A 26,306-nucleotide genomic window follows, 5' to 3' on the forward strand; every position below is an offset into this window, starting at 1 on the left:
CGGCCATGAAAAGCGCACATCTGCTTGCGGGTGCATCGGTCGTGGTGGCGGGCGCCGTGCTGGTATGGAGCACGCATACCCCTGCATCTGCGCAGGCGCCGTCGGCCGCGCAGATCGAAGCGGCCGCCATGGCGGCGGCGCAGACCGGCAGTCCCGAAGCGCGCCAGCAGCTGCAACGCTGGGCGCGGCAAGGCTTGCCGGTGGCGGAGCGGGAACTCGGTACGCTGTACCGCAAGGAACCCGAGCGCCAGGGCCCGGCGCGCCAGCTGCTGGAGCACGCCGCGCGCGCAGGCGATGCCGAAGCGGCGTATCAGTTGGGGGAGATGCTGCGGGCGGGGTTCGCCGGCGCGGCGGGCCAGGGGGGCGCGCCCGGGCAGCAAGGCCAGCCGGGCCAGCCCGGGAAGGCCTGGCCGTGGTACCGCCAGGCGGCCGAGGCAGGTCACGCCCGGGCCGCGCTGACCCTGGGCCAGATGGCCGCCAACGGCGACGGCGTGCGCAAGGACGCGGCGGTGGCGGCCAGGTGGCTGACGCTGGCCAGTGATCTGGGCAATGCGCATGCGATGTTTTTGCTGTCGAACGCTTACCGCTACGGGGTCGGCGTGGAGCGCGACGAGGCCAGGGGATTCCAGCTGCTGGAAAACGCGGCCGAACACGAGTACCCGCCCGCGCTGCAGGACCTGGCGCTCGCGGTGCAAAGCGAGGACGCGCAGCGCGCCGGGCATTTGCTGAAGGAAGCGTCGGAACACAGGCGCAATAACTGGAACAGGTATTAGCGCCGCTGGCGGCTCACGGCGGGTTACGCGCCTCCGGCGCTAACCCGCCCTACGAGTCCCCCGCAGCGGCGCGTAGCCACACGGCGGCGTAGCGACGTCGTGACGCGGCGCGTGGCGGCCCGGCACGGCGCGGCGCGGTTCGGCGGTGGGGCAGTGCGCCCGGGCGAGTGCTGCGGCGCGGCGGTGCGGCCTTGCCGTGGGACCGTAGGGCGGGTTAGGCGGCGCGGCCGCCGTAACCCGCCGCACAGGCCTCAACCCGCGCCAGCGCCCCGCAACTCCAGCGCATACGCCCGCGTCGTGGCCGGCAACCGGTAACGCGCGCGCGGCCCGCCATGGTCCACCAGCGCCAGCGAATGGCTCACCAATCCCGCCAGCGCATCAATCGCCTCATACAGCGAAAATCCCTCCCCGCCCAGCGCCGCCACCGCCGCCTCTATCGTAAACCCATCCGGCAGCGCCGCCAGGTGCTGCAAGGCGCAGCGCATCGGCTCGGCCAGCAAGGCGTAGCTCCAGTCCAGCGCCGCGCGCATCGACTGGTGCCGCAGCGGCGCGTTGCGCCGGCCGCGCCGCAAGAGCCGCAGCATGTCCTCCAGCCCCGCAGCAGTCTGCTCCACGCCCAGCGCCGGCACGCAGGCCGCCGCCAGCTCCACCGCCAGCGGCAAGCCTTCCAGCCTGCGGCAGATCGCCGCGATCTGCACCGCCATGCGCGGCGTCGGCACGAAAGCGCTATCCGCCGCGCGCACGCGGGCCACGAACAGCTGCAGCGCACTATATTGCAGCAAATGCGCGCCCTCGACCATGTCCACGTCCGGCACCGCCAGCGGCGGCACGCGCCACACCGTCTCGCCTGCGGCCAGCAAAGGCTGGCGGCTGGTGAGCAGCAGCCGCAAATGCGGACAGCGCTGCAGCAGCGCCTCCACCAGCCGCGCCACCGCGTCGGCCAAGTGCTCGCAGTTGTCCAGCACCAGCAACAGCTGCTGCTGCCCGATGTGCGCCGCCAGCGTGGCCGGAGTATGCCCGCCGGCGGCGCCAGGATCGCCCCGGCCAGCCGATGCGCCCGAGTCACCCGGGTCACCCGGGTCACCCGAGCCCCCCGAACACTCCCAGCCCTTCGGTTCGCCCGAGGCTCCTGTACCAGCCGGCTCCCACAAAGCGCCTGAGCCGCCCGAGTCCCCCGACTCCAGCCCCAGCGCGCAAGCCACGGCTGCCGCGACGCCTGCAGCATCCCTGATCTCCGCCAGTTCGGCCCAGGCCACACTGCCCGCCGGCGCCAGCGCCACACGATGCGCGATGGCCAGCGCCAGCTGCGTCTTGCCGATGCCGCCAGTGCCCGCCAAGGTGAGCAGGCGGCAGCCGTCCAGCCGCGCCAGCGCATCCCGCAACTGCGCCTCGCGCCCGATCAGTTCCGCCATCGGCAACGGCAGCTGCCGCGTGCACGGCCGCGCCGCGGCGGGCGCCGTCAGCGCCGTGGCAGCCGTGGTGCTGAGCCGCCCGGCAAAGACGTAGCCGCGCCCCGCCACGGTCCCGATCAGGTTCCTGTCCTCGCCGAGCGCCTTGCGCAGTGCAGCAATCTGCACCCGAAGATTGCTGGCATGAATATCCTGCCCCGGCCAGGCCTGCGCCAGCAGCGCGTCCTGGCTCACCACATTCCCGCGCGAGGCGATCAGCGCCATCAGCACCGCCGTGGCGCGCGGGCCCAGCACGATCGTGCGGCTTTCCCCGTTCTTGTCTTCGGACTGCAGCTCGCCCCGTCCCGGCAGCACCATATGGCGGCCGAAGGCGACGATGTCCGTGTCCTGTTCCAGCAATGTATTCATACAGAACAGCGTAACGCGGCACTGCACAATGCCCTACCCCCGATTGGGGTATACAGCCGCTGAAACACCCCTGTCTCGTGTAAAATGTTTGCCTTTAACAAACTTGCTTCCCGTGACCATTTCGTCCCCCATCCGTGTCCTCGTCGCCGACGACCACCCCCTGCTGCGCGAAGGGCTGGCCGCCGTGCTGGGGCATTGTCCGGACGTCGCGCTGGTTGGCGAGGCCTGCGACGGCGCGCAAGCCATCGAGCAGTACCGCCTGTGCCGGCCGGACGTCACCCTGATGGACCTGCAGATGCCGGTCATGAACGGCATCGACGCCATCACCGCCATCCGGGCGCACGACCCGTTGGCGCGCATCATCGTGCTCACCACCTACAAGGGCGACGTGCAGGTGCTGCGCGCGCTGAAAGCCGGCGCGGCGGGCTATCTGCTGAAAAGCATGCTGCGCAGCGACCTGACCGACACCATCCGCAAGGTGCACGCGGGGCAGCAGCACATCCCCCCTGAAATCGCCGCCGAAATGGCAGCCTATTTCGCCGCCGACGCGCTGACCGCGCGCGAGATCGACGTGCTGCGCCTGGTCGCGCTGGGCAATTCGAACCGGCGCGTGGCGGCGGAACTGGGCATTGCGGAAGAAACCGTGAAGGCTCACATGAGCGGCCTGCTGGCCAAGCTGGGCGCCAACGACCGCACGCACGCCGTCACCATCGCCATCCGGCGCGGCATTATCGAGATCTAGAGATGCCCCCACGCTGGAAGACCCTGGCCATCCTCGCCTGTACCCAGATCATGTCCTGGGGCTCGCTGTACTACGCCATCGCCATCCTGGCGCCCGAGATCCAGCGCGAGATGGGCTGGCGCAGCGAATCGGTGGTGGGCGCCTTCTCGTGGAGCCTGCTGGTGTCCGGGCTGGCCGCCACGCCCATCGGCTCCTTGCTGGACCGGCACGGCGGGCGCGGCGTGATGGGCGCCGGTTCCGTGCTCGGCGCGGCGGGCTTCGCGCTACTGAGCCAGGTGCACAGCCTGCCGGTCTACTACGCCGCATGGTCCGTGCTCGGGCTGGCCATGGCCATGACCATGTACGAAGCGGCCTTCGCCACCATCAACCGCCAGTTCGGCATGGACAGCCGCAAGGCCATCTCCACGCTGACCCTGTTCGGGGGCTTCGCCAGCACCGTTTCCTGGCCCCTGACCCAGTATCTCGACGCCCACGCCGGCTGGCGCGACACCTGCCTGGTCTACGCCGCCGCCCAGCTGCTCCTCAGCTTCCCGCTGCACCTGCTGCTGCCCGCCAGGAAGGATTTGCCGCCGCACCTGCCCACGCCGGTGCCGGCTGATTTGCCGGCCAGGCTGCCGCCGTCACCCGGCATCGCGCCGCAGCCAGCCGCCGCCGCGCCATCCGCGCCGCCATCCCCGCCGCCAGCCCCGCCGGCATCCCCACAGCCATCCGCTACGCCCACATCCGGCTCGGCCCCGCGCGACCACTCGCTGCAGGAAGCCATCCGCCACCCGGCCTTCTGGAAGCTCGCCTTCGCCTTCTCCGCCAACAGCTTCATCTTCTCCGCGCTGTCGGTGCACCTGATCCCGCTGCTGCAGCAGTACGGCCACAGCGCCGCGCTGGCGGTCTGGCTGGCCGCGCTGGTCGGCCCCATGCAGGTGGCGGGCCGCATCGGCGAAATGACCATAGGCCGCAACGCCCTGCCCCGCAACATCGGCAAGATCACCTTCGGCGCCCTGCCCGCCGCCCTGCTCGCGCTGCTGCTGTTTGGCGTGCACGCCTGGGCGGCCGTCCTGTTCTGCATGATGTACGGCATGAGCAACGGCATCCTCACCATCGTGCGCGGCACCATCCCGCAGACCATGTTCGGCCGCCGCCACTATGGCGCCATCTCCGGCGCGCTGGCCGGCCCAGCCCTGGTTTCGCGCGCCGCCGGCCCGCTGGCCATGGCAGGCCTGGTGCACTACGGCGTACCGGCCTTGCTGCTGCTGGTGCTGCTGGCCGTGGCGATCGCATCGTTCGCCTTCTACCTTCTCGCCATCCGCGTCCAAGTTTCCGAAGGGTAGCGTGCGCCACCGCAATAGCGGCCTCACTACCATGGCCACATTGCAAACCATGCGGAAGGCCAGCCATGTCAGCGACAGTGGGCGATTTTCTCTTGCAGCGCCTGGGCGAATGGGGCGTGCGGCGCGTGTACGGCTATCCCGGCGACGGGATCAACGGCATAGTCGGCGCCTTCGGTCGGCAGGAACAGATCGAATTCATCCAGCCCCGCCATGAAGAAATGGCCGCCTTCATGGCGACCGCGCACGCCAAGTTCACCGGCGAAACCGGCGTTTGCCTGGCCACCTCCGGCCCCGGCGCCATCCACCTGCTCAACGGCCTGTACGACGCCAAGATGGACCACCAGCCCGTGGTCGCCATCATCGGCCAGCAGGCCCGCATGGCCATGGGCGGCGACTACCAGCAGGAAGTGGACCTGCTGTCGCTGTTCAAGGACGTGGCGCACGAATACGTGCACGTGGCGAACGACCCGGCGCAGGTGCGGCACCTGATCGACCGCGCCATGCGCATCGCCAAGGAGCAGCGCACCGTCACCTGCATCATCTTCCCCAACGACGTGCAGGACCTGGCCGCCGTGCCCAAGCCGCCGCGCGAACACGGCGCCCTGCACAGCGGCATCGGCGCGCTGAGCGCCAGCATGCAACCGTCCATCGAAGCGCTGCAGCAGGCGGCCGGCATCCTGAACGCGGGCGGCAAGGTCGCCATCCTGGCGGGCGCCGGCGCACTGCACGCCACCGACGAATTAATGGCCGTGGCCGACCTGCTTGGCGCCGGCATCGCCAAGGCCCTGCTGGGCAAGGCCGCCGTGCCGGACGACCTGCCCTACGTGACGGGCTCCATCGGCCTGCTCGGCACCAAGCCCAGCCACGACATGATGAACGGCTGCGACACCTTGCTGATGGTGGGATCGTCCTTCCCCTATGCCGAGTACCTGCCCAAGGAAGGCCAGGCGCGCGGCGTGCAGATCGACATCGACGCGCGCCGCACCAGCCTGCGCTACCCGATGGAGCTGAACCTGGTGGGCGACGCCAAGGCCACGCTGGCCGCGCTGATTCCGCTGCTGCACCGGAAAACGGACCGCGGCTGGCAGCAGCAGATCCAGGAAAACGTGCAGCGCTGGTGGCACGTGCTGGAAGCGCGCGCCATGAACGAAGCCAACCCCGTGAACCCGCAGCGCGTGTTCTGGGAACTGTCCCCGCGCCTGCCCGACGGCGCCATCCTCACCATCGACTCCGGCTCATCCGCCAACTGGTACGCGCGCGACGTGCGGCTGCGGCGCGGCATGATGGCCAGCCTGTCCGGCGGCCTGGCCACCATGGGCCCGGCCGTGCCGTATGCCATCGCCGCCAAGTTCGCCTGGCCCGAGCGGCCCGTGATCGCGCTGGCCGGCGACGGCGCCATGCAGATGAACGGCATCAATGGGCTGATCACCGTGGCGCGGCTGTGGCGCCAGTGGGCCGACCCGCGCCTGGTGGTGATGGTGCTCAATAACGGCGACCTGAACCTGGTGAGCTGGGAGCAGCGCGGCACCGGCGGCGACCCGCGCTACGCGCCCTCGCAAGGGCTGCCGGATTTCCCGTACGCGGCGTACGGCGAACTGCTCGGCCTCAAAGGCATCCGCGTCTCGCGGCCGGAAGACGTCGGCCCGGCCTGGGACGAAGCGCTGCGCAGCGACCGGCCCTGCGTGCTCGAAATGGTGACCGACCCGAACGTGCCGCCGCTGCCGCCGGACGTGTCGCTCAAGCAGGCCCGCGCCTACTTCTCCGCGCTGCTCAAGGGTGACCCGGACTCCATCGCCATCATCAAGGCGACCATCAAGGAGACCTGGGATTCCTGGTTCCCGCCCAAGCCCTAGGCCCGGCAGGCCGCTCAACTCTTGGGCTTGGGCACACCGTTAAACGTCTTGTTCATGATCTTCCACTCGCCATCCACCTTCAGCAGCGCCATGTAGTCGGTGAAGGTCACATTCGGATAGTCGAGGTATACCTTGGCCGATCCCGCGCTGCCGCTCACATCGACATTCTCGATGCGGCGCACGCGCCGGGCTTCGTCGGCCGCCGGCTTGCCGGAGAATAGCTTGGCAAACTCCTCGACCGTCAGCGCCTGCAGTTTGCCGTCGCGGTAGGAATAGATCCTGGCATCCGGGTGAAACGCCTTGCGGATGTAGGCCGCGTCGCCCGTGGCATGGGCCTTGACGTAATTCTCTACCGGCACGCGGGCGCCTTCGATGTCGGCTTCCTGGGCGCACGCCGCGCCGGCGATGAGAATCATTGCTGCAAATGACTTCAATTTCATGAGGTTTCTCCACAGGTAGGTTTGCCGTTTCGCCATCTGCGGCAGTAATGCGGATGTGGACCGTCACTGTCACGATCGGCGCGATGGCAAGAATATCACGAGCGTGGGCCGCCGGATAAGACTGCGGCAGGTGCACTGTTACCAGCGCGCCCGATAATCAAAACACAAATTACGTTTACGTAAACGTCACATGTTGTGCTAATCTTTATTTAACAGGTGCGCCGGACAAGTTCTTGTCCGGCGTTAAACGGGAAAGCGGTCGGCGCGCACCACACAGCACGCGCCCCAAGCCCCTGCTGCCTCCGCAACGGTAGGCAAGTGCGGCTGCTTCATACACGCCACTGGTCCACGAGACTGGGAAGGCGAAGCAGCAAGACTTGCAAGCCCGGATACCGGCCTGTTGATCTTCAGCGCCGCCCGCTCCATGGCGGCGCCGGGTCTGGCCACGTGCGGAAGGCGCGTGGCGGGTGCCGCGCGGCGGGAGACGCCGTGCGGCTTACTTTTGCAGACTGGCGGCACCGCGCGCGCTGAGACGTGCCTGCGCCGCCCATCAAGGAACGCACAATATGGCTATCCCTACCGTCAAACTACTCATCAACGGCGCCTTCATCGACTCGCGCAGCGAACACTGGAGCGACGTCGTCAACCCCGCCACCCAGGAAGTAATCGCACGCGTGCCGCACGCCACGCCGGACGAGATGGCGCAAGCCGTCGCCGCAGCCAAAGCCGCCTTCCAGACCTGGCGCAAGACGCCGATCGGCGCGCGCGCCCGCATCTTCCTCAAGTACCAGGCGCTGATCCGCGAGCACATGGCCGAACTGGCCGCCCTGCTCACCGCGGAACAAGGCAAGACCCTGGCCGACGCCGAGGGCGACGTGTTCCGCGGCCTGGAGGTGGTGGAGCACGCGGCCAACATCGGCCAGCTGCAGATGGGTGAACTGGCCAGCAACGTGGCCGGCGGCGTGGACACCTACACCGTGCACCAGCCGCTGGGCGTATGCGCCGGCATCACCCCGTTCAACTTCCCGGCCATGATCCCGCTCTGGATGTTCCCGATGGCCATCGCCTGCGGCAATACCTTCATCCTCAAGCCCTCCGAGCAGGACCCGATGGTGACGATGCGCCTGGCCGAACTGGCGCTGCAGGCCGGCATCCCGCCGGGCGTGCTGAACGTGGTACACGGCGGCGCGGACGTGGTCAACGCCATCTGCGACCACCCGGACATCAAGGCCGTCTCCTTTGTCGGCTCCACCACCGTGGGCACGCATGTGTACCAGCGCGCCACCCTGGCGGGCAAGCGCGCGCAGTGCATGATGGGCGCGAAAAACCACGCCATCGTACTGCCCGACGCGCACCGCGAACAAACCCTGAACAACCTGGCCGGCGCAGCCTTCGGCGCGGCGGGCCAGCGCTGCATGGCGCTGTCGGTGGTGATCCTGGTGGGCGAGGCGCAGCAATGGCTGCCGGACCTGGTGAAGAAGGCGCAGACCCTGTCCATCAACGCCGGCGCCGAACCGGGCACCGACATCGGCCCGCTGATCTCGCGCAAGGCCAAGGCCCGCGTGCAGCAGCTGATCGGCCAGGGCATCGAGGAAGGCGCCAGGCTGGAGCTGGACGGCCGCGCGCCAGCCGTGCCGGGCTACGAGAGCGGCAACTTCGTCGGCCCCACCGTGTTCTCCGGCGTCACGCAGGATATGGCCATCTACAAGGAAGAGATCTTCGGTCCCGTGCTGTGCGTGATGCACGCGGACTCGCTGAAGGAGGCCATCGCCATCATCAATGCCAACCCGAACGGCAACGGCACCGCGCTGTTCACGCAGTCGGGCGCGGCTGCCCGCACCTTCGAGGAGGACGTGGACGCCGGCCAGGTGGGCATCAACGTGCCGATCCCGGTGCCGGTGCCGCTGTTCTCCTTCACCGGCTCGCGCGGCTCCAAGCTGGGCGACCTTGGCCCCTACGGCAAGCAGGTGGTGGCGTTCTACACCCAGACCAAGACCATCACCGCGCGCTGGTTCGACGACGCGGCGGTGAACGGAGGCGTAAATACGACCATCTCGCTCAAGTAGGGAGGCCGTCATGGACTTCGAACTGAACGACGACCAGCGCGCCTACCAGGACGCCGCGCGCCAGTTCGCCGCGCGCGAAATGGCGGCGCAGGCGGCGCGCTGGGACGCCGAGGGCATCTTCCCGCGCCAGACCATCTCGCATGCGGGCGAGCTGGGTTTCTGCGGCCTGTACGTGCCGCAGGCCATGGGCGGCCTGGGTTTGTCGCGGCTGGACGCCACCGTGGTGTTCGAGGAGCTGGCGCGCGCCTGCCCCTCCACCACGGCCTATCTCACCATCCACAACATGGCCAGCGCCATGATCGCGCAGTGGGCGCAGCCCGAGGTGCGCGAGGCGTGGATAGGCGACCTGGCCACGGGCCGCAAGCTGGCCTCCTACTGCCTGACCGAACCGGGCGCCGGCTCGGACGCGGCCTCGCTCACTACCGCCGCCGTGGCCGATGGCGGCGACTACGTCATCACCGGCGGCAAGGCCTTCATCTCCGGCGCCGGTGCCACCGACGCGCTGGTGGTGATGGCGCGCACCGGCGGCGCCGGCGCGGGCGGCATCTCGGCCTTCGTGGTGCCGGCCGACAGCCCGCGCATCAGCTACGGGCGCGAAGAGGAGAAGATGGGCTGGAACAGCCAGCCCACGCGCGCCATCAGCTTCGACGGCGTGCGCGTGCCCGCTACGCATCTGCTGGGGCGCGAGGGCGACGGCTTCAAGCTGGCCATGCGCGGCCTGGACGGGGGCCGCATCAACATCGCCACCTGTTCCATCGGCGCGGCGCAGGCCGCGCTCAACAGCGCGCAACGCCACATGGGCGAGCGAGTGCAGTTCAAGCGCGTGCTGGGCGACTTCCAGGCCTTGCAGTTCAAGCTGGCGGACATGCAGACCGGCCTGGTGGCGGCGCGCCAGATGGTGCGCCTGGCGGCCACCAAGCTCGATGCGGGCGCCGCCAACGCGGGCATCTACTGCGCCATGGCCAAGCGGCTGGCAACCGATACCGGCTTCACGGTCTGCAACGAGGCGCTGCAGATCCACGGCGGCTACGGCTACCTGCGCGACTATCCGCTGGAGCGCTTCCTGCGCGACGTGCGCGTGCACCAGATCCTGGAAGGCACCAATGAAATCATGCGCGTGATCGTGGCGCGCCACCTGCTGCAGCACGCACCGACTGAAGAAAACCTGTGAGGAGAACCTGTGAGTAGCTATACCAATCTGGAATTGCAGATCATGGAGCACACTGCCGTGCTCACGCTGGCCAACCCGCCCGCCAATACCTGGACCATGGACAGCCTGCGCGACCTGCGCCGGCTGGTGCTGGACCTGGATGCCAATCCGGACGTCTACAGCCTGGTGGTCACGGGCGGCGGCGCCAAGTTCTTCTCGGCGGGGGCGGACCTGAAACTGTTTGCGGACGGCGACGTGGCGGTGGCCCACGAGATGGCGCACCTGTTCGGCGCGGCCTTCGAGGCGCTGTCCGCCTTCCGCGGCGTGTCGATTGCCGCCATCAACGGCTATGCCATGGGCGGCGGGCTCGAATGCGCGCTGGCGTGCGACTTGCGGATCGCGGAAACGCAGGCGCAGATGGCGCTGCCGGAAGCCACGGTCGGCCTGCTGCCCTGCGCGGGCGGCACGCAAAACCTGGCCTGGCTGGTGGGCGAAGGCTGGGCCAAGCGCATGATCCTGTGCGGCGAGCGGATCGACGCGGCCACCGCACAGCGCATCGGGCTGGTGGAGAAAGTGGTGGAGACCGGCGCCGCCCTGCCGCGCGCGCTGGCGCTGGCCGCGCAGGCGGCCAGGCAGAGCCCCACCAGCGTAAAGGCCTGCAAGACACTGATCCAGGGCGCGCGGCGGCAGCCGATGGCGCACGTGCTGCCGGCGGAGCGCGAGGCCTTCGTCGGCCTGTTCGGGGCGGCAAACCAGAAGGAAGGCGTGCAGGCTTTCCTGGAGAAGCGCGCGCCGGTGTGGAGCAAGGCATGAGCGCGCCCGTATTGTTCCGCAGCGTGCCCTGCCGCACCCGGGGCGGCGGCCACGGGCAGATCGGGGTGGCCACGCTGAACGCCCCGGCCACGCTGAACGCGCTGTCGCTGGACATGATCGTGCTGCTGGACGAACAGCTCGCGGCCTGGGAAGCCGATCCGGCCGTGGTGCTGGTGATGCTGGAGAGCGCCGGCGACAAGGCTTTCTGCGCCGGCGGCGACCTGCAGCAGCTGTACCGCTCCATGCGCGAGCACCACGCGTCGCCGCAGGCGGCGAACCCGCTGGCCAACGCCTACGCGGTGGAGTTCTTCGGCCGGGAATACGCGCTGGACTACCGTATCCACACCTGCGCCAAGCCGGTGCTGGCGTGGGGCCACGGCATCGTGATGGGCGGCGGCATCGGGCTGATGGCCGGCGCCAGCCACCGCGTCGTCACCGAAGGCTCGCGCCTGGCCATGCCGGAAGTGGCCATCGGCCTGTATCCGGACGTGGGCGGCAGCTGGTTCCTGAACCGCGCCCCCGGCCGCACCGGCCCCTTCCTGGCACTTACGGGCGCCCCGCTGAATGCGGCGGACGCGCTATTCGCCGGCCTGGCGGACTACCGCGCGGCGCATGCGGACAAGGCGCGGCTGCTCGACATGCTGCAAACCCAGGAATGGGAGCGGCCGGAGCGCGTGGCCGGGCCCGCCGCCGCGCCGGCGGCAGCGCCGCGTGGCGCCAACCATCATCACCTGGGCATGCTGCTGGCGCGCCTGCAAAAGGCAGCCCCGCCCGCTCCCGCCAGTCCGCTGCGCGAGCATTTCGACCTGATCAATGCGCTGTGCGCCAGCGGCAATTTCGGCGACATGGTGCTGCGCATCGCCTCGCTGGAAAGCGAGGACCGCTGGCTGCAAAAGGCCGCCGCCGCCCTGCGCAAAGGCTCGCCCGGCGCTGCCTGGCTGGCAGCCGCCATCCAGCAGCGCGCGCGGCACCTGTCGCTGGCGGAAGTGTTCCGGCTGGAGCTGGGGGTATCGCTGATGTGCGCCGCCAGGCCCGATTTCGCGGAAGGCATCCGCGCCCTCATCATCGACAAGGACATGGCGCCGCGCTGGCAGCCCGCCAGCCTGGCCGACATCAGCGAAACCTGGGGCGAAGGCTTCTTCACCCCGCTGGACCTCGAAAGGAAAACCGCATGAGCCACATTGCATTCATCGGCCTGGGCAACATGGGCGCCCCGATGGCCCACAACCTGCTGAAAGCCGGCCATGCGCTGGCCGTGTTCGACCTGTCCGACGCTGCCGTGCAAGGCCTGTCCAGCGCCGGCGCCCGCGCCGCGCCGTCGGCCCGCGCGGCCGTGGAAGGCGCGCAGGTGGTCATCTCCATGCTGCCGGCCAGCGCCCACGTGCAGGGCCTCTACCTCGGCCAGCAGGGCATCCTGCCGCATATCGCGGACGGCGCGCTGGTGATCGACTGCAGCACCATCTCTGCGGCCACGGCGCAGGCGGTGGCGCAGGCGCTGGCGGCGCGCGGGCTGGCGGCGCTGGATGCGCCGGTGTCCGGCGGCACGGCCGGCGCGGCAGCCGGCACGCTCACCTTCATCGTCGGCGGCGAGGCCGCCACGCTGGAGCGCGCGCGGCCCTACCTGTCCGCCATGGGCAAGAACATCTTCCACGCCGGCGCCAGCGGCGCGGGCCAGGTGGCCAAGATCTGCAACAATATGCTGCTGGGCGTGCTCATGGCCGGCACCGCCGAGGCGCTGGCGCTGGGGGCGGCGCATGGGCTGGACCCGAAAGTCCTGTCGGACATCATGGGCAAGAGCTCGGGGCGCAACTGGGCACTGGAGCTGTACAACCCCTATCCGGGCGTGATGGAGAACGTGCCGGCCGCGCGCGGCTACAGCGGCGGCTTCGGCGTGGACCTGATGCACAAGGATCTGGGGCTGGCCGCCGAAGCGGCCATCGCGGCGCGCTGCGCCGTGCCGCTGGGCGAACTGGCGCGCAACCTGTACGGCATGCACAGCCTGTCCGGCGCGGGGACGCTGGACTTCAGCAGTATTATCCAGCCGCTGCTGGCGAAGCCGGCGGGTTACGGCTCCGCCTAACCCGCCCTACAGTACCGCGGGCCTTATCGAACGCCACCTCGGCAAAGTACCGTAGGGCGGGTTAGCGAAGCGTAACCCGCCATGATCAAAACGCCACCTCGGCAAAGTACCGTAGGGCGGGTTAGCGAAGCGTAACCCGCCATCACTGGAACGCCACCTCGGCAAAGCTGCGCAGCTTGCGGCTGTGCAGCTTGTCCACGCCCAGCTCGCGCAGCTTCTCCACGGCGCGGATGCCGATGCGCAGGTGCTGGTCCACGCGCTCGCGGTAGAACGCGTTGGCCATGCCCGGCAGCTTGATCTCGCCGTGCATCGGCTTGTCGCTCACGCACAGCAGCGTCCCGTACGGTACCCGGAAGCGGAAGCCGTTGGCGGCAATGGTGGCGCTTTCCATGTCCAGCGCCACCGCCCTGCTCTGGCTGAAGCGCCGCTCCGGCGTGCGCTGCGGCAGCAGCTCCCAGTTGCGGTTATCGGTGCTGGCCACGGTCCCGGTGCGCATCACGCGCTTCAGGTCATGCCCGGTCAGCTTGGTCACCTCGGCCACGGCGGCCTCGATGGCCACCTGCACCTCGGCCAGCGGCGGTATCGGCACCCACAGCGGCAAGTCCTCGTCCAGCACATGGTCTTCGCGCACATAGCCGTGCGCCAGCACGTAGTCGCCCAGCTCCTGCGTGTTGCGCAGGCCGGCGCAGTGCCCCAGCATCAGCCAGGCGTGCGGCCGCAGCACGGCAATATGGTCGGTGATGGTCTTGGCGTTGGCCGGCCCGACGCCGATATTGACCATGCTGATGCCGCTGCCGTCCTTGCGCACCAGGTGGTAGCCCGGCATCTGCGGCAGCCGTGGCAGCGGCGCGCCCAGTTCGTCGCCCGGCTCGGACGGCGCGCCGGCGCGGCGCAGCACCAGGTTGCCCGGCTCCACGAAAGCCACGTAATCGTCGTCCCCCTGCGCCTCCCGGCCCATGATCTCGTGGCCCAGCTTGATGAATTCGTCGATGTAGAACTGGTAGTTCGTAAACAGCACGAACTTCTGGAAATAGGCAGGCAAGGTGCCGGTGTAGTGGCGCAGGCGCTGCAGCGAATAGTCCACGCGCGGCGCCGTGAACAGCGACAGCGGCTGCGCTTCGCCGAACGGCGCCTCATACGTGCCGTTGGCGATGCCGTCGTCCATGGCGGCCAGGTTGGGCAGGTCGAACACGTCGCGCATCAGCAGGCGGCGCTCGGCGCTCATGCTGCCTTCAATGTGGTCGTTCTCGGCGAACGAGAAATGGATGGGAATGGGCTGGGCGCTCATCCCCACTTCAATCTGCACCTGCTGCCTGCTGCCGTGGTTCTTCAGCAGCAGGCGGAATTGTTCGTGGTAGTAGCGCGCGAACAGGTCGGGCCGGGTGAGCGTGGTCTCGAATGTGCCGGGACCAGCAACGAAGCCATAGGACAGGCGCGAATCGGCGCGCGCCACGGTATCGGTGTGCACCCGCACGTAGGGGTAGCACGCGCGCACATGCTCGCCGGGCGTTTCGCCGTCGACGAAGCGTTGCAGCGATTCACGCAGATGCCGTATGCTGCCGTCGTACAGCGCCTGGACGCGGGCCAGCGCGGCGGCCGGGTCGCTGAAGCGCTCGGGCGCGATGAAGGGACGGTTCTGCATGGTCGTTCTCCTTTACTAGTAAGCTCTATTCTATTGTATCGGCGTTTACGCTGCGGTGCAGCATTTTGATTATTTTGAGGAGACATGAATGAAGGTGTGCATAGTCGGCGCGGGCGCCATCGGCGGTTTTCTGGGTGCGCGGCTGGCGCGGGCGGGAACGGATTCCGGCGTGCGCGTCACGGCGCTGGCGCGCGGCGCCACGCTGGCCGCGCTGCGCCTGCATGGCTGGCGCATGCAGGCCGCCGACGGCCTGCTGCAAGCCCCGGCCGCCACGGCCGATGCGTCCAACCCTGCGGACATCGCCGCGCTCGGCGTACAGGACCTGGTCATCATCGCCGTCAAGGGCCAGTCGCTCGGATCGGTGGCGCCCGCCATCGCGCCCCTGCTCGGGCCGGACACGGTGGTGCTGCCGGCGATGAACGGCGTGCCGTGGTGGTTCGGCGAAGGCTTCACCGACACGCCGCTGGACAGCGTGGACCCGGGCGGCCGGATTGCCGCCGCCATTCCGCAGGCGCTGGTGCTGGGCTGCGTGGTGCACGCCAGTACGGCGACCGCCGAACCGGGGCTGGTGGTACACAAGATGGGCCAGGGCCTCATCATCGGCGAACCGGCGGGTGGCGCATCCGCGCGCGCGCAGCGCGTGGTGGCGCTGTTCGCGCAGGCCGGCTTCAACGCCACGCTGTCCGAACGCATCCGCTACGACATCTGGTACAAGCTGTGGGGGAATATGACCACCAATCCGGTGTCCGCCATGACCGGCGCCACGGCGGACCGCGTGCTGGACGATCCGCTGGTGGCGGCATTCTGCATCTCGGCCATGCACGAGGCGGCGGCGATAGGACGCCGCATCGGCTGCGCCATCGACGAAACGCCGGAGGACCGCCACAAAGTCACGCGCAAGCTGGGCGCATTCAAGACCTCCATGCTGCAGGACGCGGAAGCGGGCCGGCCGATGGAGATCGACGCGCTGGTGTCGGCGGTGCGCGAGATCGGCCAGCGAGTGGGCGTGGCCACGCCGAACATCGACGCCCTGCTCGGCCTCACGCGGCTGTTTGCCCGCACCCACGGGCTGTATCCGGACGCATGAAAGCCGCCTACCGCTCCGGCCTGCCCGCGCGCAGGCGGCGCCGCGCCGCGCGCGCATGCGGCACCCAGGCGTGCACCGACCAGCGGCGCCACATGGTCAGCCCGCGTATCCATTCGTCGGCCGCGTAGGCGATCCACAGGCCGGCCAGGCCCAGGCCGAAGTAGATCCCCAGCAGCCAGCTGCCGCCCGCCAGCACCAGGGCCATGGACGCGGCGCCCGCCGCCACCGGAAAGCGCGCATCCCCGGCTGCGCGCAGCGCATTGATGACCACCAGGTTGAAGGTGCGCCCCAGTTCCATCAGCACCGCTATCCACAACAGCAGGGCGCCGTTCCTGATGATGGCCGGGTCCTGCGTGAAACAGCCCAGCAGCCAGGGGCCGGCCAGCGCCACGCTGCCCGAAATCACGCCGCTGATCACCAGCCCGCGCGCGAGTGCCCCGCGCACCAGGCCGTGCGCCTCGCGCAGCTCGCCCGCGCCGATCATGTGGCCCACCATGATCTCGACAGCGAACGCGGTGGCCAGGCTGAACATCACCACCACGCTGCCCACTTGGTGCACATAGGCCAGCGTGGCCAGCGCTTGCGCGCCCAGCGTGCCGGCCACCGCCATGCTGGCCATGAACGCCAGGCGCCAGGCGATATTCTCGGCGGCGGCCGGCACGCCGATGTGCAGCACCGCCGCCAGTTCGGCGCGGCGCAGCTTCCACCAGTCGCTGGCCACCGGATGGATGCCGAGATGGCGGCGCCACAGCATCAGGTGCAGCACCAGGCCCAGCACGCGGCTGAGCAGCAGTGCAAAAGCGAAACCGGGCAGGCCCCAGGCCGGCACCGGTCCCCAGCCGTACATCAGCGGCACCGCCAGCGCCAGGTGGCTCAGGTGCATGGCCACCAGCACGGCCAGCGTGTCGCGCGTGCGCAGGTGGGCGCGCATCACGCTGGCCATGGCCGCGTTCCACGCGTCGAACAGCATGGCGGCGGCCAGCGCCTGCAGGAAGGGCGTGGCCAGCGGCAGCACCTCGGCCGGCGCGCGCATGAGGCCCAGCAGCCAGCCGGCGCCGGCAAAGGCCAGCAGCGCGGTGAACGCGCCCAGCCAGGTGCTCGCGCCCAGCATGGCCAGCGCCACCCGGTTGGCCACGTCGCGCCGCCCGCCGCCCAGGTTCTGCGTGATCACCACGCCGATGCCGGAACCGACAATGCGGAACAGCAGGAACAAAGTGACCGAAATATTGTTAGCGATAGCAAAGGCCGCGCCGTAGGTATCCGACAGGCGCGCCGCCATCGCGGTGCCGACCACGCCGGCCAGCACGGCAAGGAACAGCTCGATCAAAAGGGGCCAGGCGAGCGTGAAAATATGGGGACGGTGAGCGGCGGCGGTAGTCATCCCGCCATGATAGCGATTTCCGCTCTTTCACGCAGGCAAAATGTTATCGCTCACACGACGAATACGGCAATAGCTGGGCGGGCTTGGGATACGATCGGAGCGGAGAAAAATCCGACTTCCAGAAGTCGAGCTCGAACAAATCCCCCTTCTCATCCAGGTTCAGCGAGATGACGACTGTCACGCCGTCCGCATCCACATACAGCGCCTCAGCCGCCCGTCGCCCGAACCGGCGATAGGCGCTAGCTTGAGACAGAAATCGCACGCTGCCCATGCCGCCATCAGCCATGTCTTCCACCCGGCTCGCCCGCAATCGCGGCTCTGCCTCCCAAGGCGCGCCTGGCAGCGCCGCAAGCACGGCAAGCTCATTCGGCCGCAACGGCCTACCTGATTGGGGTGATTCGTCCAACATTAATCGTTCCATCCAGAAATTTGTATGCAATGAACTCAAGCCAGTACCCGTCAATACAGACGCGGCAGCGGTTTGGGCCGTCAGGCAATGAAACCTGGCGCACGGCGAGTTCCCCGATTATCGCCGTACGGACGGCGTTCCGGGTAAATCCGGCGGCATCGCAATGCCGAAACGCATGCGTCTCCTGTGCCACCGTCCTCCCAAAACATACCCCTGGGTGCTGGCCCGCCGCCATAGTATGCTCCAATTTCTCCGCGCCCAGCGCAATGGGAAGACGGATGAGCAACCATTATCGATGCGGCGCATTTGCCCGGCAGGGCATCTTGAGCCACTTTGCGCCCCATCAATCGACGGGAACCAGCACTAAAGCAGGCGCAGCGTGGCGTGAACCGGAGGGCTGCGTCAATGCAGTTTGACCGATGGCGAGATCCGCTTGCGCAGCCAGTCGGCCAGGGTGACGGCGGCGGCGCGGACGAAGCCGTGCAGCGCCATCAAATGCTTCTGGTACATCAGCCCGTACAGCAGGTGGGCGAAGGTGCCGTTGACCGCCAGCTTGCTGCCGTACGAGCCGCCCATCAGCACGCCCACCGCCGCCACCGGGCCGAGCGACACCAGCGAACCGTAGTCGCGGTAGCGGAACTCGGCCAGCGGCCGCCCTTCCCTGCGGCCGTGCGCGGCAGCCAGGGCCTGGGCCAGGAACACGGCCTGCTGGTGCGCCACCTGCGCGCGCGGCGGCGCCGCGCCTTGCAACGGACAGACAAAGCTGGCGCAGTCGCCAATGGCGAACACATTCGGGTCGTCCACCGATTGCAGCGTGGCCTTCACCATGATCTGCCGCATGCGGTTCAGCGACAGGCCCAGCGTGCCGGTGATGGCCGGCCCTTCCACGCCCGCCGCCCACAAGGTCAGGCTGGCCGGACGCACGCCGGCCTCGCCCACGTGCACGCAGTCCGCAGCCACTTGCGTGACGCCGGTGCCGGTGCAGACTTCGATGCCGCGCGACTTCAGGTAAGCCTCGGCCCGCGCCGACTGTTCCAGCGGCAGGTGCGGCAGCAGCCGCGCGCCGCGCTCCAATATCGTAATGCGCACGTCGCGCGCCGGATCCAGTGTGTGGATCTTGTACTTGGCCAACGCGCGGGCGCTGTAGCCCAGTTCCGCCGCCAGCTCGACGCCGGTGGCGCCGCCGCCCACGATCACCACGTTCACTGCTGCGCCCTGCTCGCCGTGCGCCTCGCTGGCCCGCACACAGGCGCCGAAGAAGCGGCGGTAAAAGCTCTTCGCCTCGCGCACATTGTCCAGCGTGCAGACATGCTCAGCCGCGCCGGGCACACTGTAGAAATTGGTCACCGCGCCCAGCGCCAGCACCAGCGTGGTGTAGCCCAGGGTGCGCGTGGCGCGCGCTTCGCCCGCGTCGTCCGACAGGCATGGCGCCAGCTCCAGCATGCGCGCCGCGCGGTCCACCGAGCGCAGCTCGGCATGCATGAAGGTGAAACCGTGTTCGGCCGCCTGCGCCGAATACTCAATCTGGAACACCTGCGGATCGCGCTTGCCCGAGGCAACCGTGTGCAGCAGGGGTTTCCAGAAGTGGGTGGGTGAACGGTCAACCAGTATCACCCGCGCACGGCCCTTGCGGCCCATGGTGTCGCCAAGCCGGGTTGCCAGTTCGAGGCCGCCTGCGCCTCCGCCTACGATAACGATGGTTTGCATGATTTTCCCTCCTTCTGACTGTTAATATAGACCCCTCAAAAGGAAAACAAAAATTACTTCTTTCGACTGATTGATAAGGAATAGCTTATGTATCACGCGAGTTTCCGCCAGCTCCAGGCGCTGGTTCTTGTCGGGCGGCATGAAAGCGTGTCACGCGCAGCGGAGGAGATGCACGTGACGCAGCCCGCCATTTCGGCACAGCTGCGCGCGCTGGAGGAACTGGCCGGCACGGCGCTCACGCGCAAGGTGGGCCGCAACATCCAGCTCACGGCGGCGGGGGAAGTGATGCTGCAGTTTGCCGAACGCATCCTGCAGCTGTGGGACCAGGCGGGCGACGAACTGGGCGAACTGCAAGGCGTAAGCAGCGGCACGCTGCGCATCGGCGCGGTGGTCACGGCGGAGCACCTGCTGCCGTCCATGCTGGTGAAGTTCACCACCGAGCGCCCCAATGTGCGCATGAAGCTCCACGTGGGCAACCGCAGCGAGATCGTGGCCATGTTGTCGCGCAAGGAGATCGACCTGGCCATCATGGGCACGCCGCCGCGCGAATTCCGCATCCACGCGGCGCGCTTCGCGCACCACCCCATGGCCTTCATCGCCAGTCCCCGGCATCCGCTGATGCGGAAGAAACGCGTCACCATCGAGGACGTGGTCAATGCCAACCTGCTGGTACGCGAACGCGGTTCGGGCACGCGCACCACAGTGGAACGGGTGTTCAAGGACGCCGGCCACACGCTGCACTTCGGTTCGGAAGTATCGAGCAACGAGGCGATCAAGAGCATGGTCGCGGCGGGCCTGGGAGTGGGCTTCGTGTCGGTGCACGCGTGCGCGCTGGAGTTCGAGGCCGGCCTGCTCGACATCCTGCCAATGAAGGAAAGCCCGGTGGAAGGCTCATGGCACGTGATGCACCTGGTGGACCAGCCGCTGCCCAGGATCGCAGCGGCCTTCCAGGATTTCATGGTGACGTCCGGCCAGGAGCTGATCGGCGCCGAGCTGGAGTCGTTCTACCGCAAGCACCGGCGCTTGCGGTAGCAGGGTCAGGCCACCAGCGCTTGCGGCTGGCGCGCGTCTTCGGCCACTTGGCCGTTCTCCATACGGATCAGCCGGTCCGCAACGTGGAAGTAGCGGTCGTCATGTGAAATGACGACGATGGTTTTGCCCAGCGCCTTCAGCTCCGGCAGCACTTCCAGGTAGAACACGTTCTTGAAAACCGGGTCCTGGTCGGCAGCCCATTCGTCGAACACGAGGAAGGGCCTGTCCTCCAGGCAGGCCACCACCAGCGCCAGGCGCTTGCGCTGCCCCTGCGACAGCGCCTGCGTGGTGAATGCACCGCCGCGCATCTGCACCTTGTGCTGCAGGTGCAAGCGCTCCAGCAGGCGGTTGCCGCGTTCGTCCAGCGCGGCCACGCCGGCGCCGTCCTGCAGCAGGCGGTCGAACAGGTGGAAGTCGGAAAACACCGTGGAGAATATCTGGCGGTACTGGTCGCGGTTGGCGTCGGTCACCGGCTGGCCGTTCAGCAGCAGGCTGCCCTGCTCCGGCGCATACAGGCCCACCAGCAGTTTGGCGAAGGTGGTTTTGCCGCTGCCGTTGCCGCCCACCAAGAACACCACCTCGCCCGGACGGAAGTCCATGCTCACCGGGCCGAGCGTGAAGAAGCCGTCGCTCTGCTCGTGATAGTAGCGGTGCAGCACGCCGTCCAGCGCCAGTTGGCGCAGCGGCGCGGCGGCGAATGTGGACGCGGACGTGGAAGCGCCGCCCGGCACGGCGGCTTCCTCCGGCATGCCGGCGGCGATGTCGTCGATGCGGCCCGCCGACGCGCGTGCCAGATTGGCGCGCGGGATGTTCAGGAGCAGGATCTCAAGCGGCGTCACCATGTAGACGAACACCAGCGCGAAGCCGGTCATCACGCGCGCCTGGTCGGGCACGCCGTTGATCAGCACGAACATCACCAGGCCAATGAAGGCGAAGATCAGGAAGTTGCTGAAACTGGCCGACACGGAAAAGATCGACATGCCCAGCGTGCGCTCGCGCCGCACCGCTTCGATGGCGCCGCCCAGCACCTTGTCCGCGAATACCTGGCGCTTGCCGCTGTGCAGGCGCAGCTCCTTGGCGCCGTCGGTGAGCGAGCGGAAATGCGCGAACAGCGTGTCCTGCTCCACCGCCGCGCGGTTCAGGTGCCGGATGGCGCGCAGATTGGCCAGGTGGTAGCCCAGCGATCCGAGGGCCAGTGTCAGCACCGCGAAAATGAACACCTTCCAGGACAGCAGCAGCATGTACAGCAGGCTGCCCAGCACCACCACCAGGTTGGTGAGGATCGCCGGGAAAGTGACGAAGAAGGCCGCCACATTGGTGCAGTGTTCGGACAGCGCGGACTGCACGCGGGCCGCGCCCAGCGCTTCCAGGTGGCGGTAGTCGGCCGCCAGCACCCGGCCGCTGACGTAGCGGCGCAGGTGGGCGTGCGCCTGCTGGCTCAGGCGCTCGAACAGGATGGACGAGGCCATCTGGCTCAGCATGACGCACAGCGCCACCACGGCAAAGGTGGCAACCAGGGCGCTGCGGCCATCCGCGCCGGTGGTGAGTGCCTGGTTGATCAGCGCCACCAGCCACACGCTGCACGCGCCATGCGTAATGCTGGCCAGCGCGGCGGCGGCCAGCAGGCTGCGGGACTGTTTGATCAGATATTGAAGCATGGGCGTTCCTTGCATGGGGCATTCCTCGGAGAGTCGTCCCTAGCAAGACGAAACAGCCCGCGCTTTATTTAGGCGCACCGGCGGTTTCCGCGAACGCGTGCGCACGCTGAATTTGCTCCTGCCTCATTCGTCTACCCATTCATCTACTCATACGCCACCATTCATGGATAGTCACAGATGATTCCTCTACTGGCGCCCCTGTTCCAGGGCGACTGGGCCGCCTTCGGCGCAGGCCTGAGCTGCGCGCCGCCGCCCCTGGGCGCGATCCAGCTGGACCGCCTGCTGCATGAGCCGGGCCGGCTGGACGCCGTGCTGCGCCTGCACGCCCGCCACCTCGGCGTGGACGATCTGCGCCCCGTCAGCACCGGCTGGCTGCTCGACTACTGCTGGATGCTGCTGCCGCCCTTCGCTGCGGCGGCCACCATGCTGCATCACCGCCTGCCGCTGGCGCCAGAGCGGGCGTGGCTGGCCATCGACCCGGACGGCCACCCCGAGCGGCTGTATCTGGCCCACGACGGCCACGCCATGCCGGATACATCCGCCGCTGAGCGCTACGGCGAACTGCTGCGCAGCCATCTGGCGCCGCTGGTGGCCGCGCTGGCGCGGCATGGACGCGTGGCCGAACGCCTCCTGTGGGGCAACGCGGCGCGCCGCCTCGACGCCGTGTTCGAGCAGATCCTGCTCGCCACCGGCAACGCCGCGCACTGCGCGCAGGACGCGCACGCCCTGCTGCAGCAGCCGCGCTGGGCGGACGGCCTGCCCAATCCGCTGCAAGGGCCAAGGCGCGTGTTCCACCGGCAGGTCGACGGCGTCGCCACGCAAGTGGCACTGCACCGCGAGTGCTGCCTGTGCTACATGCTGCCGCAGGACGGCTACTGCACCGCATGCCCGCTGGCCCCGGCCAACTGCGGCATTAAACAGGCGGCCTTGCGGATCGTCTAGCGACTGATACCCGCATATTCATCTGCAACCTCACACGGAACGCCATGCAACTTCACCCCGATCTCGAATCCTTCCTGGAACTGGTGCAAATGGGCGACGCGCCGCCCATGCACCTGCTGTCCCCCACCGAGGCCCGCCGCAGCTATGACGCGGCCACGCCCATGCTCGACACGCCCGGCGAACAGTCGGTGCGCGCCGAGGACCTGCAGCTGGCGGGGGCGGACGGCCGCCGCATCGGCGCCCGGCTGTACTCTCCGCGCGCCATGCCGCCGCCGGGCGACGGCGCCTCCCTGCTGCCCGCCCTGCTGTTCTTCCACGGCGGCGGCTACTGTATCGGCGGGCTGGAATCGCACGACGCCCTGTGCCGCGACCTGGCCCACCGCACCCCCTGCAAGGTGCTGGCGGTGGACTACCGCCTCTCGCCGGAGCATACCTTCCCTGCCGCCCACGACGATGCGCTGGATGCCTGGAACTGGCTGGAGCGCCAGGCCGGGGTCCACGGCATCGATCCGGCCCGCCTGGCCGCCGGCGGCGACAGCGCGGGCGGCACCCTGGCTACCGCGCTGTGCCTGCGGCTGAAGGCCGACGGCCGCGCGCAGCCGGTGCTGCAGATGCTGCTCTATCCCTGCACCAGCAGCGTGCAGGACAGCGGCTCGCACCGGCGCTATGCGAGCGGCTACCTGCTCGAAGCAGACACGCTGCAATGGATGTTCGGGCACCACCTGAACCATGAATCGGAGCGGTGCGACTGGCGCTTTGCGCCCCTGCTGGCGCCCGGCCTGGAGGGACTGGCGCCGGCCCACATCGCGCTGGCGGAATTCGATCCGCTGCTCGACGAGGGGCGTGCGTACGCGGCGCGCCTGCGCGAGGCGGAGGTGCCGGTCGCGCTGGACGTCTACCCCGGCATGGTGCACGACTTCGCGCGGCTGGGCAACATCGTGCCGGAAGCGGACCGGCTGCGCGACGACCTGGCACGCGCACTGGCCAGTGCTTTCGACGCGCGGGCGCTCGCACCAGCGCTGATGCAATAAACAATCCGCGCCCCCATCCGTCAAACATGGAACGCCATCTTCCACGCACACTATCATGACCGACACCTCTCACTGCCTGGCCGACTACACCGCCGCGTGCGATGGCCAGGCGCTCCGCATCCAGGGGCCGCAATCCGCCGGCCCGGCCATGTGGGGCTGGAATGCGGCCGAACGCACGCTGCAGCTGGAGGCCAGTACCGCGCCGGCGCTGCCGGAAGCCGTGGCCGCCATCGGCGCCGCCCTGGCCGATATAGAAGCCCGGCGCGGCGCCACGCTGACGCTACAGGCACCAGCCGCCCTCATTGCCCAGCTGCGCACGCACGGCGTGGCGCTGCCGGGCGCGCAGGAGCAGGTGGCCGACGTGCCGGCCGAGCTGTTCTGGCAGTATCCGTCCGGCTGGCTGGAACAGGCCTTGCCCCCGCTGCCGCAGCAGCACCGCATGAGCGAAGGCCGCCGCCATCCGCTGCGCCGCCCGCAGCCGCAGGGCGTGGTGTACCGCCGCCGCGTCCCCTGGCTGGGCAAGACGCTGAGCTTCCACGTAGCCGACACCGAAGCCGACCTGCCGCACTTCCACCGCTGGATGAACGATCCGCACGTGGCCGAATTCTGGCAGGAGGAAGGAGACCTGGCGCAGCAGCGCACCTACCTGGAACGCCTCGCCGCCGATCCGCACGCGCTGCCCCTGGTCGCCTGCCTGGACGGCCAGCCCTTCGGCTATTTCGAAGTGTACTGGGCCAAGGAAGACCGCCTGGCGCCCTACTACGACGCGCAGGACTACGACCGCGGCTGGCACGTGCTGATCGGCGAGCCCGCGTGCCGGGGCGCCGCCTTCGTATCGGCCTGGCTGCCGTCCATTTCCCACTACCTGTTCCTGGACGATTGCCGCACCCAGCGCCTGGTGATCGAGCCGCGCTCGGACAACGCGCGCATGCGCCGCAACCTGGCGCGCTCCGGCTACGCACTGGTGAAGGAATTCGACTTCCCGCACAAGCGCGCGGTGCTCGGCACGCTGCTGCGCGAGCGCTTCTTCGCTGAACATCTCTGGCTACCGCAACACGCGTAAAGGAATCACCATGCACATCCACAATCTGATTGGCATCGGCTTCGGCCCGTCGAACCTGGCGCTGGCCATCGCGCTGTCCGAGCAGGGCCGCGAGCACGACGCCATCTACCTCGAGCGCCAGCCGCACTTCGCCTGGCATCCGGACATGCTGCTGGACGGCGCCAACATGCAGATCTCCTTCCTGAAGGACCTGGCGACGCTGCGCAACCCGTCCAGCCGCTACACCTTCCTGAACTATCTGCACCAGCAGCAGCGGCTGCAGGACTTCATCAACCTGAAGACCTTCTACCCCAGCCGCCAGGAGTTCAACGACTACCTGGGCTGGGCCGCGCGCCACTTCGCGGCCCAGTGCCGCTACGGCGAGGAGGTGACCGCCGTGCATCCGGTGCAGCAGGGCGGCCGCGTTACGCATTTGTCGGTGCAGTCGCGCGGCGCGGACGGCGTCCTGCATGAGCGCCTGGCGCGCAACATCGTCGTCAGCGTCGGTGGCAGCCCGGCCATCCCGGAAAGCTTCGCGGCGCTGCGCGGCGACGCGCGCGTGCTCCATTCGAGCAGCTACCTGGGCAGCATGGCGCGCCTGAAGGATGCGCGCCGGGTGGCGGTGATCGGCGCCGGCCAGAGCGCGGCCGAGATCTTCATGGACCTGCACGGCAAGGGCTGCAGCGTGGACCTGGTCACGCGCGGCCGCGCCATCAAGCCCGCCGACGACAGCCCCTTCATCAACGAGATCTTCAACGCCGACTACACCGACTATGTATTCAAGCAGCCGCCGGCCGAACGCGCCGCCCTGCTGGACGAGTACATGAACACCAACTACGCCGTGGCCGACACCGACCTGATCGAGCAGATCTTCAACGTGTTCTACCAGCAGAAGGTGGTGGGTAATCCGCGCCACCAGTTCCTGCGCCGCCACGAGGTGACGGCAGCGCACGCGGATGCGGGCGGCATTTCGCTGCAGCTGAATGACCAGGAAAACGGCACCACTTTCAACGCGCGCTACGATGCGGTGATCCTCGCCACCGGCTACCGCCGCCAGCAGCATCACAGCCTGCTCGCGCCGCTGGCCCAGTGGCTGGACGGCTTCAGGGTGGACCGCAACTACCAGCTCCAGGCCGGCCCGCAGTTCGCGCCGCGCGTGTTCCTGCAGGGCGGTTGCGAAGCCTCGCACGGCCTGTCGGACACGCTGCTGTCCGTGATGGCCATCCGCAGCCACGAGATCGGCGCCGCCCTGCACGACGGCGTCCCCGCCGGCTGAGCAGCCCGGCTGCCCACCTGCCCACCTGCCCGCCTGTCCG

General features: G+C 68.7%; 22 protein-coding genes and 1 riboswitch. Of the genes, 15 read left to right on the forward strand and 7 right to left on the reverse strand.

Annotated elements, in window-relative coordinates; genetic code table 11:
* Positions 1-5 precede the first annotated feature (5 nt).
* Entirely contained in the window at positions 6-773 is a 768-nt protein-coding gene (locus tag ASC94_RS14330) for a tetratricopeptide repeat protein (protein WP_082616520.1), read from the forward strand.
* Between the two features lie 251 nt (positions 774-1,024).
* Here ASC94_RS14330 and ASC94_RS14335 read toward each other — a convergent pair whose 3' ends face one another.
* Positions 1,025-2,590, reverse strand: coding sequence for a winged helix-turn-helix domain-containing protein (locus ASC94_RS14335; RefSeq protein WP_082616521.1), 1,566 nt, complete (start codon positions 2,588-2,590; stop codon positions 1,025-1,027).
* 112 nt (positions 2,591-2,702) lie between these two features.
* On the opposite strand from ASC94_RS14335, the gene ASC94_RS14340 reads away from it, so the two are divergent.
* The 3 genes from ASC94_RS14340 (at position 2,703) to ASC94_RS14350 (ending at position 6,510) form a co-directional block, all read left to right on the forward strand.
* Positions 2,703-3,332, forward strand: coding sequence for a response regulator transcription factor (locus ASC94_RS14340; protein WP_056395849.1), 630 nt, complete (start codon positions 2,703-2,705; stop codon positions 3,330-3,332).
* 2 nt (positions 3,333-3,334) lie between these two features.
* The gene (locus ASC94_RS14345) at positions 3,335-4,657 is read left to right on the forward strand and encodes an MFS transporter (RefSeq protein WP_056395852.1); all 1,323 of its coding nucleotides are present in this window, start codon (positions 3,335-3,337) and stop codon (positions 4,655-4,657) included.
* A gap of 65 nt (positions 4,658-4,722) precedes the next feature.
* On the forward strand, positions 4,723-6,510 hold the full coding sequence (locus tag ASC94_RS14350) for a thiamine pyrophosphate-requiring protein (RefSeq protein WP_056395854.1): 1,788 nt from the start codon (positions 4,723-4,725) through the stop codon (positions 6,508-6,510).
* Positions 6,511-6,524: 14 nt separating this feature from the next.
* On the opposite strand, the gene ASC94_RS14355 is transcribed toward ASC94_RS14350, so the two are convergent.
* Positions 6,525-6,926, reverse strand: a complete 402-nt coding sequence (locus ASC94_RS14355; protein ID WP_056395857.1) for a nuclear transport factor 2 family protein — start codon at positions 6,924-6,926, stop codon at positions 6,525-6,527.
* Between the two features lie 221 nt (positions 6,927-7,147).
* A riboswitch (cobalamin riboswitch) is annotated at positions 7,148-7,366 on the forward strand.
* Between the two features lie 150 nt (positions 7,367-7,516).
* Here ASC94_RS14355 and ASC94_RS14360 point away from each other — a divergent pair.
* The 5 genes from ASC94_RS14360 to mmsB are packed head-to-tail and all read left to right on the forward strand — an operon-like array spanning position 7,517 to position 13,059.
* A complete protein-coding gene (locus ASC94_RS14360) occupies positions 7,517-9,016 on the forward strand; it encodes a CoA-acylating methylmalonate-semialdehyde dehydrogenase (protein ID WP_056395860.1) in 1,500 nt (499 codons plus the stop codon).
* Between the two features lie 10 nt (positions 9,017-9,026).
* Positions 9,027-10,187 (forward strand): acyl-CoA dehydrogenase family protein, encoded by a 1,161-nt coding sequence (locus ASC94_RS14365; RefSeq protein WP_056395863.1) that lies wholly within the window; start codon positions 9,027-9,029, stop codon positions 10,185-10,187.
* 9 nt (positions 10,188-10,196) lie between these two features.
* A complete protein-coding gene (locus ASC94_RS14370; protein WP_056395866.1) occupies positions 10,197-10,979 on the forward strand; it encodes an enoyl-CoA hydratase in 783 nt (260 codons plus the stop codon).
* A complete protein-coding gene (locus ASC94_RS14375; RefSeq protein WP_056395869.1) occupies positions 10,976-12,154 on the forward strand; it encodes an enoyl-CoA hydratase/isomerase family protein in 1,179 nt (392 codons plus the stop codon). Before ASC94_RS14370 ends, ASC94_RS14375 begins: the two co-directional genes overlap by 4 nt.
* Positions 12,151-13,059, forward strand: coding sequence for a 3-hydroxyisobutyrate dehydrogenase (gene mmsB, locus ASC94_RS14380; protein WP_056395873.1), 909 nt, complete (start codon positions 12,151-12,153; stop codon positions 13,057-13,059). The genes ASC94_RS14375 and mmsB overlap by 4 nt, the downstream gene beginning before the upstream one ends.
* A 142-nt stretch (positions 13,060-13,201) precedes the next feature.
* On the opposite strand, the gene ASC94_RS14385 is transcribed toward mmsB, so the two are convergent.
* Positions 13,202-14,701, reverse strand: a complete 1,500-nt coding sequence (locus ASC94_RS14385; protein WP_056395875.1) for an AMP nucleosidase — start codon at positions 14,699-14,701, stop codon at positions 13,202-13,204.
* 88 nt (positions 14,702-14,789) lie between these two features.
* Between ASC94_RS14385 and ASC94_RS14390 the strand changes: the two genes are divergently transcribed.
* Positions 14,790-15,788 (forward strand): 2-dehydropantoate 2-reductase, encoded by a 999-nt coding sequence (locus ASC94_RS14390; RefSeq protein WP_056395878.1) that lies wholly within the window; start codon positions 14,790-14,792, stop codon positions 15,786-15,788.
* A 7-nt stretch (positions 15,789-15,795) separates the two neighbouring features.
* Here the strand turns inward: ASC94_RS14390 and ASC94_RS14395 are convergent, their stop codons facing one another.
* The 3 genes from ASC94_RS14395 to ASC94_RS14405 form a co-directional block, all read right to left on the reverse strand.
* Positions 15,796-17,169 (reverse strand): MATE family efflux transporter, encoded by a 1,374-nt coding sequence (locus ASC94_RS14395; RefSeq protein ID WP_056395880.1) that lies wholly within the window; start codon positions 17,167-17,169, stop codon positions 15,796-15,798.
* A 43-nt stretch (positions 17,170-17,212) separates the two neighbouring features.
* Positions 17,213-17,578 (reverse strand): hypothetical protein, encoded by a 366-nt coding sequence (locus ASC94_RS14400; protein WP_056395884.1) that lies wholly within the window; start codon positions 17,576-17,578, stop codon positions 17,213-17,215.
* Between the two features lie 402 nt (positions 17,579-17,980).
* Positions 17,981-19,285 (reverse strand): NAD(P)/FAD-dependent oxidoreductase, encoded by a 1,305-nt coding sequence (locus ASC94_RS14405; RefSeq protein WP_056395887.1) that lies wholly within the window; start codon positions 19,283-19,285, stop codon positions 17,981-17,983.
* 87 nt (positions 19,286-19,372) lie between these two features.
* Between ASC94_RS14405 and ASC94_RS14410 the strand changes: the two genes are divergently transcribed.
* Positions 19,373-20,317, forward strand: coding sequence for a LysR family transcriptional regulator (locus ASC94_RS14410; protein WP_056395892.1), 945 nt, complete (start codon positions 19,373-19,375; stop codon positions 20,315-20,317).
* A gap of 5 nt (positions 20,318-20,322) precedes the next feature.
* Here ASC94_RS14410 and ASC94_RS14415 read toward each other — a convergent pair whose 3' ends face one another.
* Entirely contained in the window at positions 20,323-21,975 is a 1,653-nt protein-coding gene (locus tag ASC94_RS14415) for a cyclic peptide export ABC transporter (RefSeq protein ID WP_056395895.1), read from the reverse strand.
* A gap of 177 nt (positions 21,976-22,152) precedes the next feature.
* On the opposite strand from ASC94_RS14415, the gene fhuF reads away from it, so the two are divergent.
* The 4 genes from fhuF to ASC94_RS14435 are packed head-to-tail and all read left to right on the forward strand — an operon-like array spanning position 22,153 to position 26,266.
* Positions 22,153-22,917 (forward strand): siderophore-iron reductase FhuF, encoded by a 765-nt coding sequence (gene fhuF / locus ASC94_RS14420; protein WP_056395898.1) that lies wholly within the window; start codon positions 22,153-22,155, stop codon positions 22,915-22,917.
* 44 nt (positions 22,918-22,961) lie between these two features.
* Positions 22,962-23,948 (forward strand): alpha/beta hydrolase, encoded by a 987-nt coding sequence (locus ASC94_RS14425; protein ID WP_056395900.1) that lies wholly within the window; start codon positions 22,962-22,964, stop codon positions 23,946-23,948.
* 55 nt (positions 23,949-24,003) lie between these two features.
* Entirely contained in the window at positions 24,004-25,011 is a 1,008-nt protein-coding gene (locus ASC94_RS14430; RefSeq protein WP_056395903.1) for a GNAT family N-acetyltransferase, read from the forward strand.
* Between the two features lie 10 nt (positions 25,012-25,021).
* Positions 25,022-26,266, forward strand: coding sequence for a lysine N(6)-hydroxylase/L-ornithine N(5)-oxygenase family protein (locus ASC94_RS14435; protein ID WP_056395905.1), 1,245 nt, complete (start codon positions 25,022-25,024; stop codon positions 26,264-26,266).
* Positions 26,267-26,306: the final 40 nt, after the last annotated feature.

This window comes from Massilia sp. Root418, assembly GCF_001425265.1.
Classification (GTDB): Bacteria; Pseudomonadota; Gammaproteobacteria; order Burkholderiales; family Burkholderiaceae_D; genus Rugamonas.

Excerpts from the sequence above, each read along its gene's own strand:
- ASC94_RS14330 (WP_082616520.1), top strand. The coding sequence starts at position 6 with ATGAAAAGCGCACATCTGCTTGCGGGTGCATCGGTCGTGGTGGCGGGC.
- ASC94_RS14335 (WP_082616521.1), bottom strand. The coding sequence starts at position 2,590 with ATGAATACATTGCTGGAACAGGACACGGACATCGTCGCCTTCGGCCGC.
- ASC94_RS14345 (WP_056395852.1), top strand. The coding sequence starts at position 3,335 with ATGCCCCCACGCTGGAAGACCCTGGCCATCCTCGCCTGTACCCAGATC.
- ASC94_RS14350 (WP_056395854.1), top strand. The coding sequence starts at position 4,723 with ATGTCAGCGACAGTGGGCGATTTTCTCTTGCAGCGCCTGGGCGAATGG.
- ASC94_RS14355 (WP_056395857.1), bottom strand. The coding sequence starts at position 6,926 with ATGATTCTCATCGCCGGCGCGGCGTGCGCCCAGGAAGCCGACATCGAA.
- ASC94_RS14360 (WP_056395860.1), top strand. The coding sequence starts at position 7,517 with ATGGCTATCCCTACCGTCAAACTACTCATCAACGGCGCCTTCATCGAC.
- ASC94_RS14365 (WP_056395863.1), top strand. The coding sequence starts at position 9,027 with ATGGACTTCGAACTGAACGACGACCAGCGCGCCTACCAGGACGCCGCG.
- ASC94_RS14375 (WP_056395869.1), top strand. The coding sequence starts at position 10,976 with ATGAGCGCGCCCGTATTGTTCCGCAGCGTGCCCTGCCGCACCCGGGGC.
- mmsB (WP_056395873.1), top strand. The coding sequence starts at position 12,151 with ATGAGCCACATTGCATTCATCGGCCTGGGCAACATGGGCGCCCCGATG.
- ASC94_RS14385 (WP_056395875.1), bottom strand. The coding sequence starts at position 14,701 with ATGCAGAACCGTCCCTTCATCGCGCCCGAGCGCTTCAGCGACCCGGCC.
- ASC94_RS14390 (WP_056395878.1), top strand. The coding sequence starts at position 14,790 with ATGAAGGTGTGCATAGTCGGCGCGGGCGCCATCGGCGGTTTTCTGGGT.
- ASC94_RS14395 (WP_056395880.1), bottom strand. The coding sequence starts at position 17,169 with ATGACTACCGCCGCCGCTCACCGTCCCCATATTTTCACGCTCGCCTGG.
- ASC94_RS14400 (WP_056395884.1), bottom strand. The coding sequence starts at position 17,578 with ATGTTGGACGAATCACCCCAATCAGGTAGGCCGTTGCGGCCGAATGAG.
- ASC94_RS14405 (WP_056395887.1), bottom strand. The coding sequence starts at position 19,285 with ATGCAAACCATCGTTATCGTAGGCGGAGGCGCAGGCGGCCTCGAACTG.
- ASC94_RS14410 (WP_056395892.1), top strand. The coding sequence starts at position 19,373 with ATGTATCACGCGAGTTTCCGCCAGCTCCAGGCGCTGGTTCTTGTCGGG.
- ASC94_RS14415 (WP_056395895.1), bottom strand. The coding sequence starts at position 21,975 with ATGCTTCAATATCTGATCAAACAGTCCCGCAGCCTGCTGGCCGCCGCC.
- fhuF (WP_056395898.1), top strand. The coding sequence starts at position 22,153 with ATGATTCCTCTACTGGCGCCCCTGTTCCAGGGCGACTGGGCCGCCTTC.
- ASC94_RS14425 (WP_056395900.1), top strand. The coding sequence starts at position 22,962 with ATGCAACTTCACCCCGATCTCGAATCCTTCCTGGAACTGGTGCAAATG.
- ASC94_RS14430 (WP_056395903.1), top strand. The coding sequence starts at position 24,004 with ATGACCGACACCTCTCACTGCCTGGCCGACTACACCGCCGCGTGCGAT.
- ASC94_RS14435 (WP_056395905.1), top strand. The coding sequence starts at position 25,022 with ATGCACATCCACAATCTGATTGGCATCGGCTTCGGCCCGTCGAACCTG.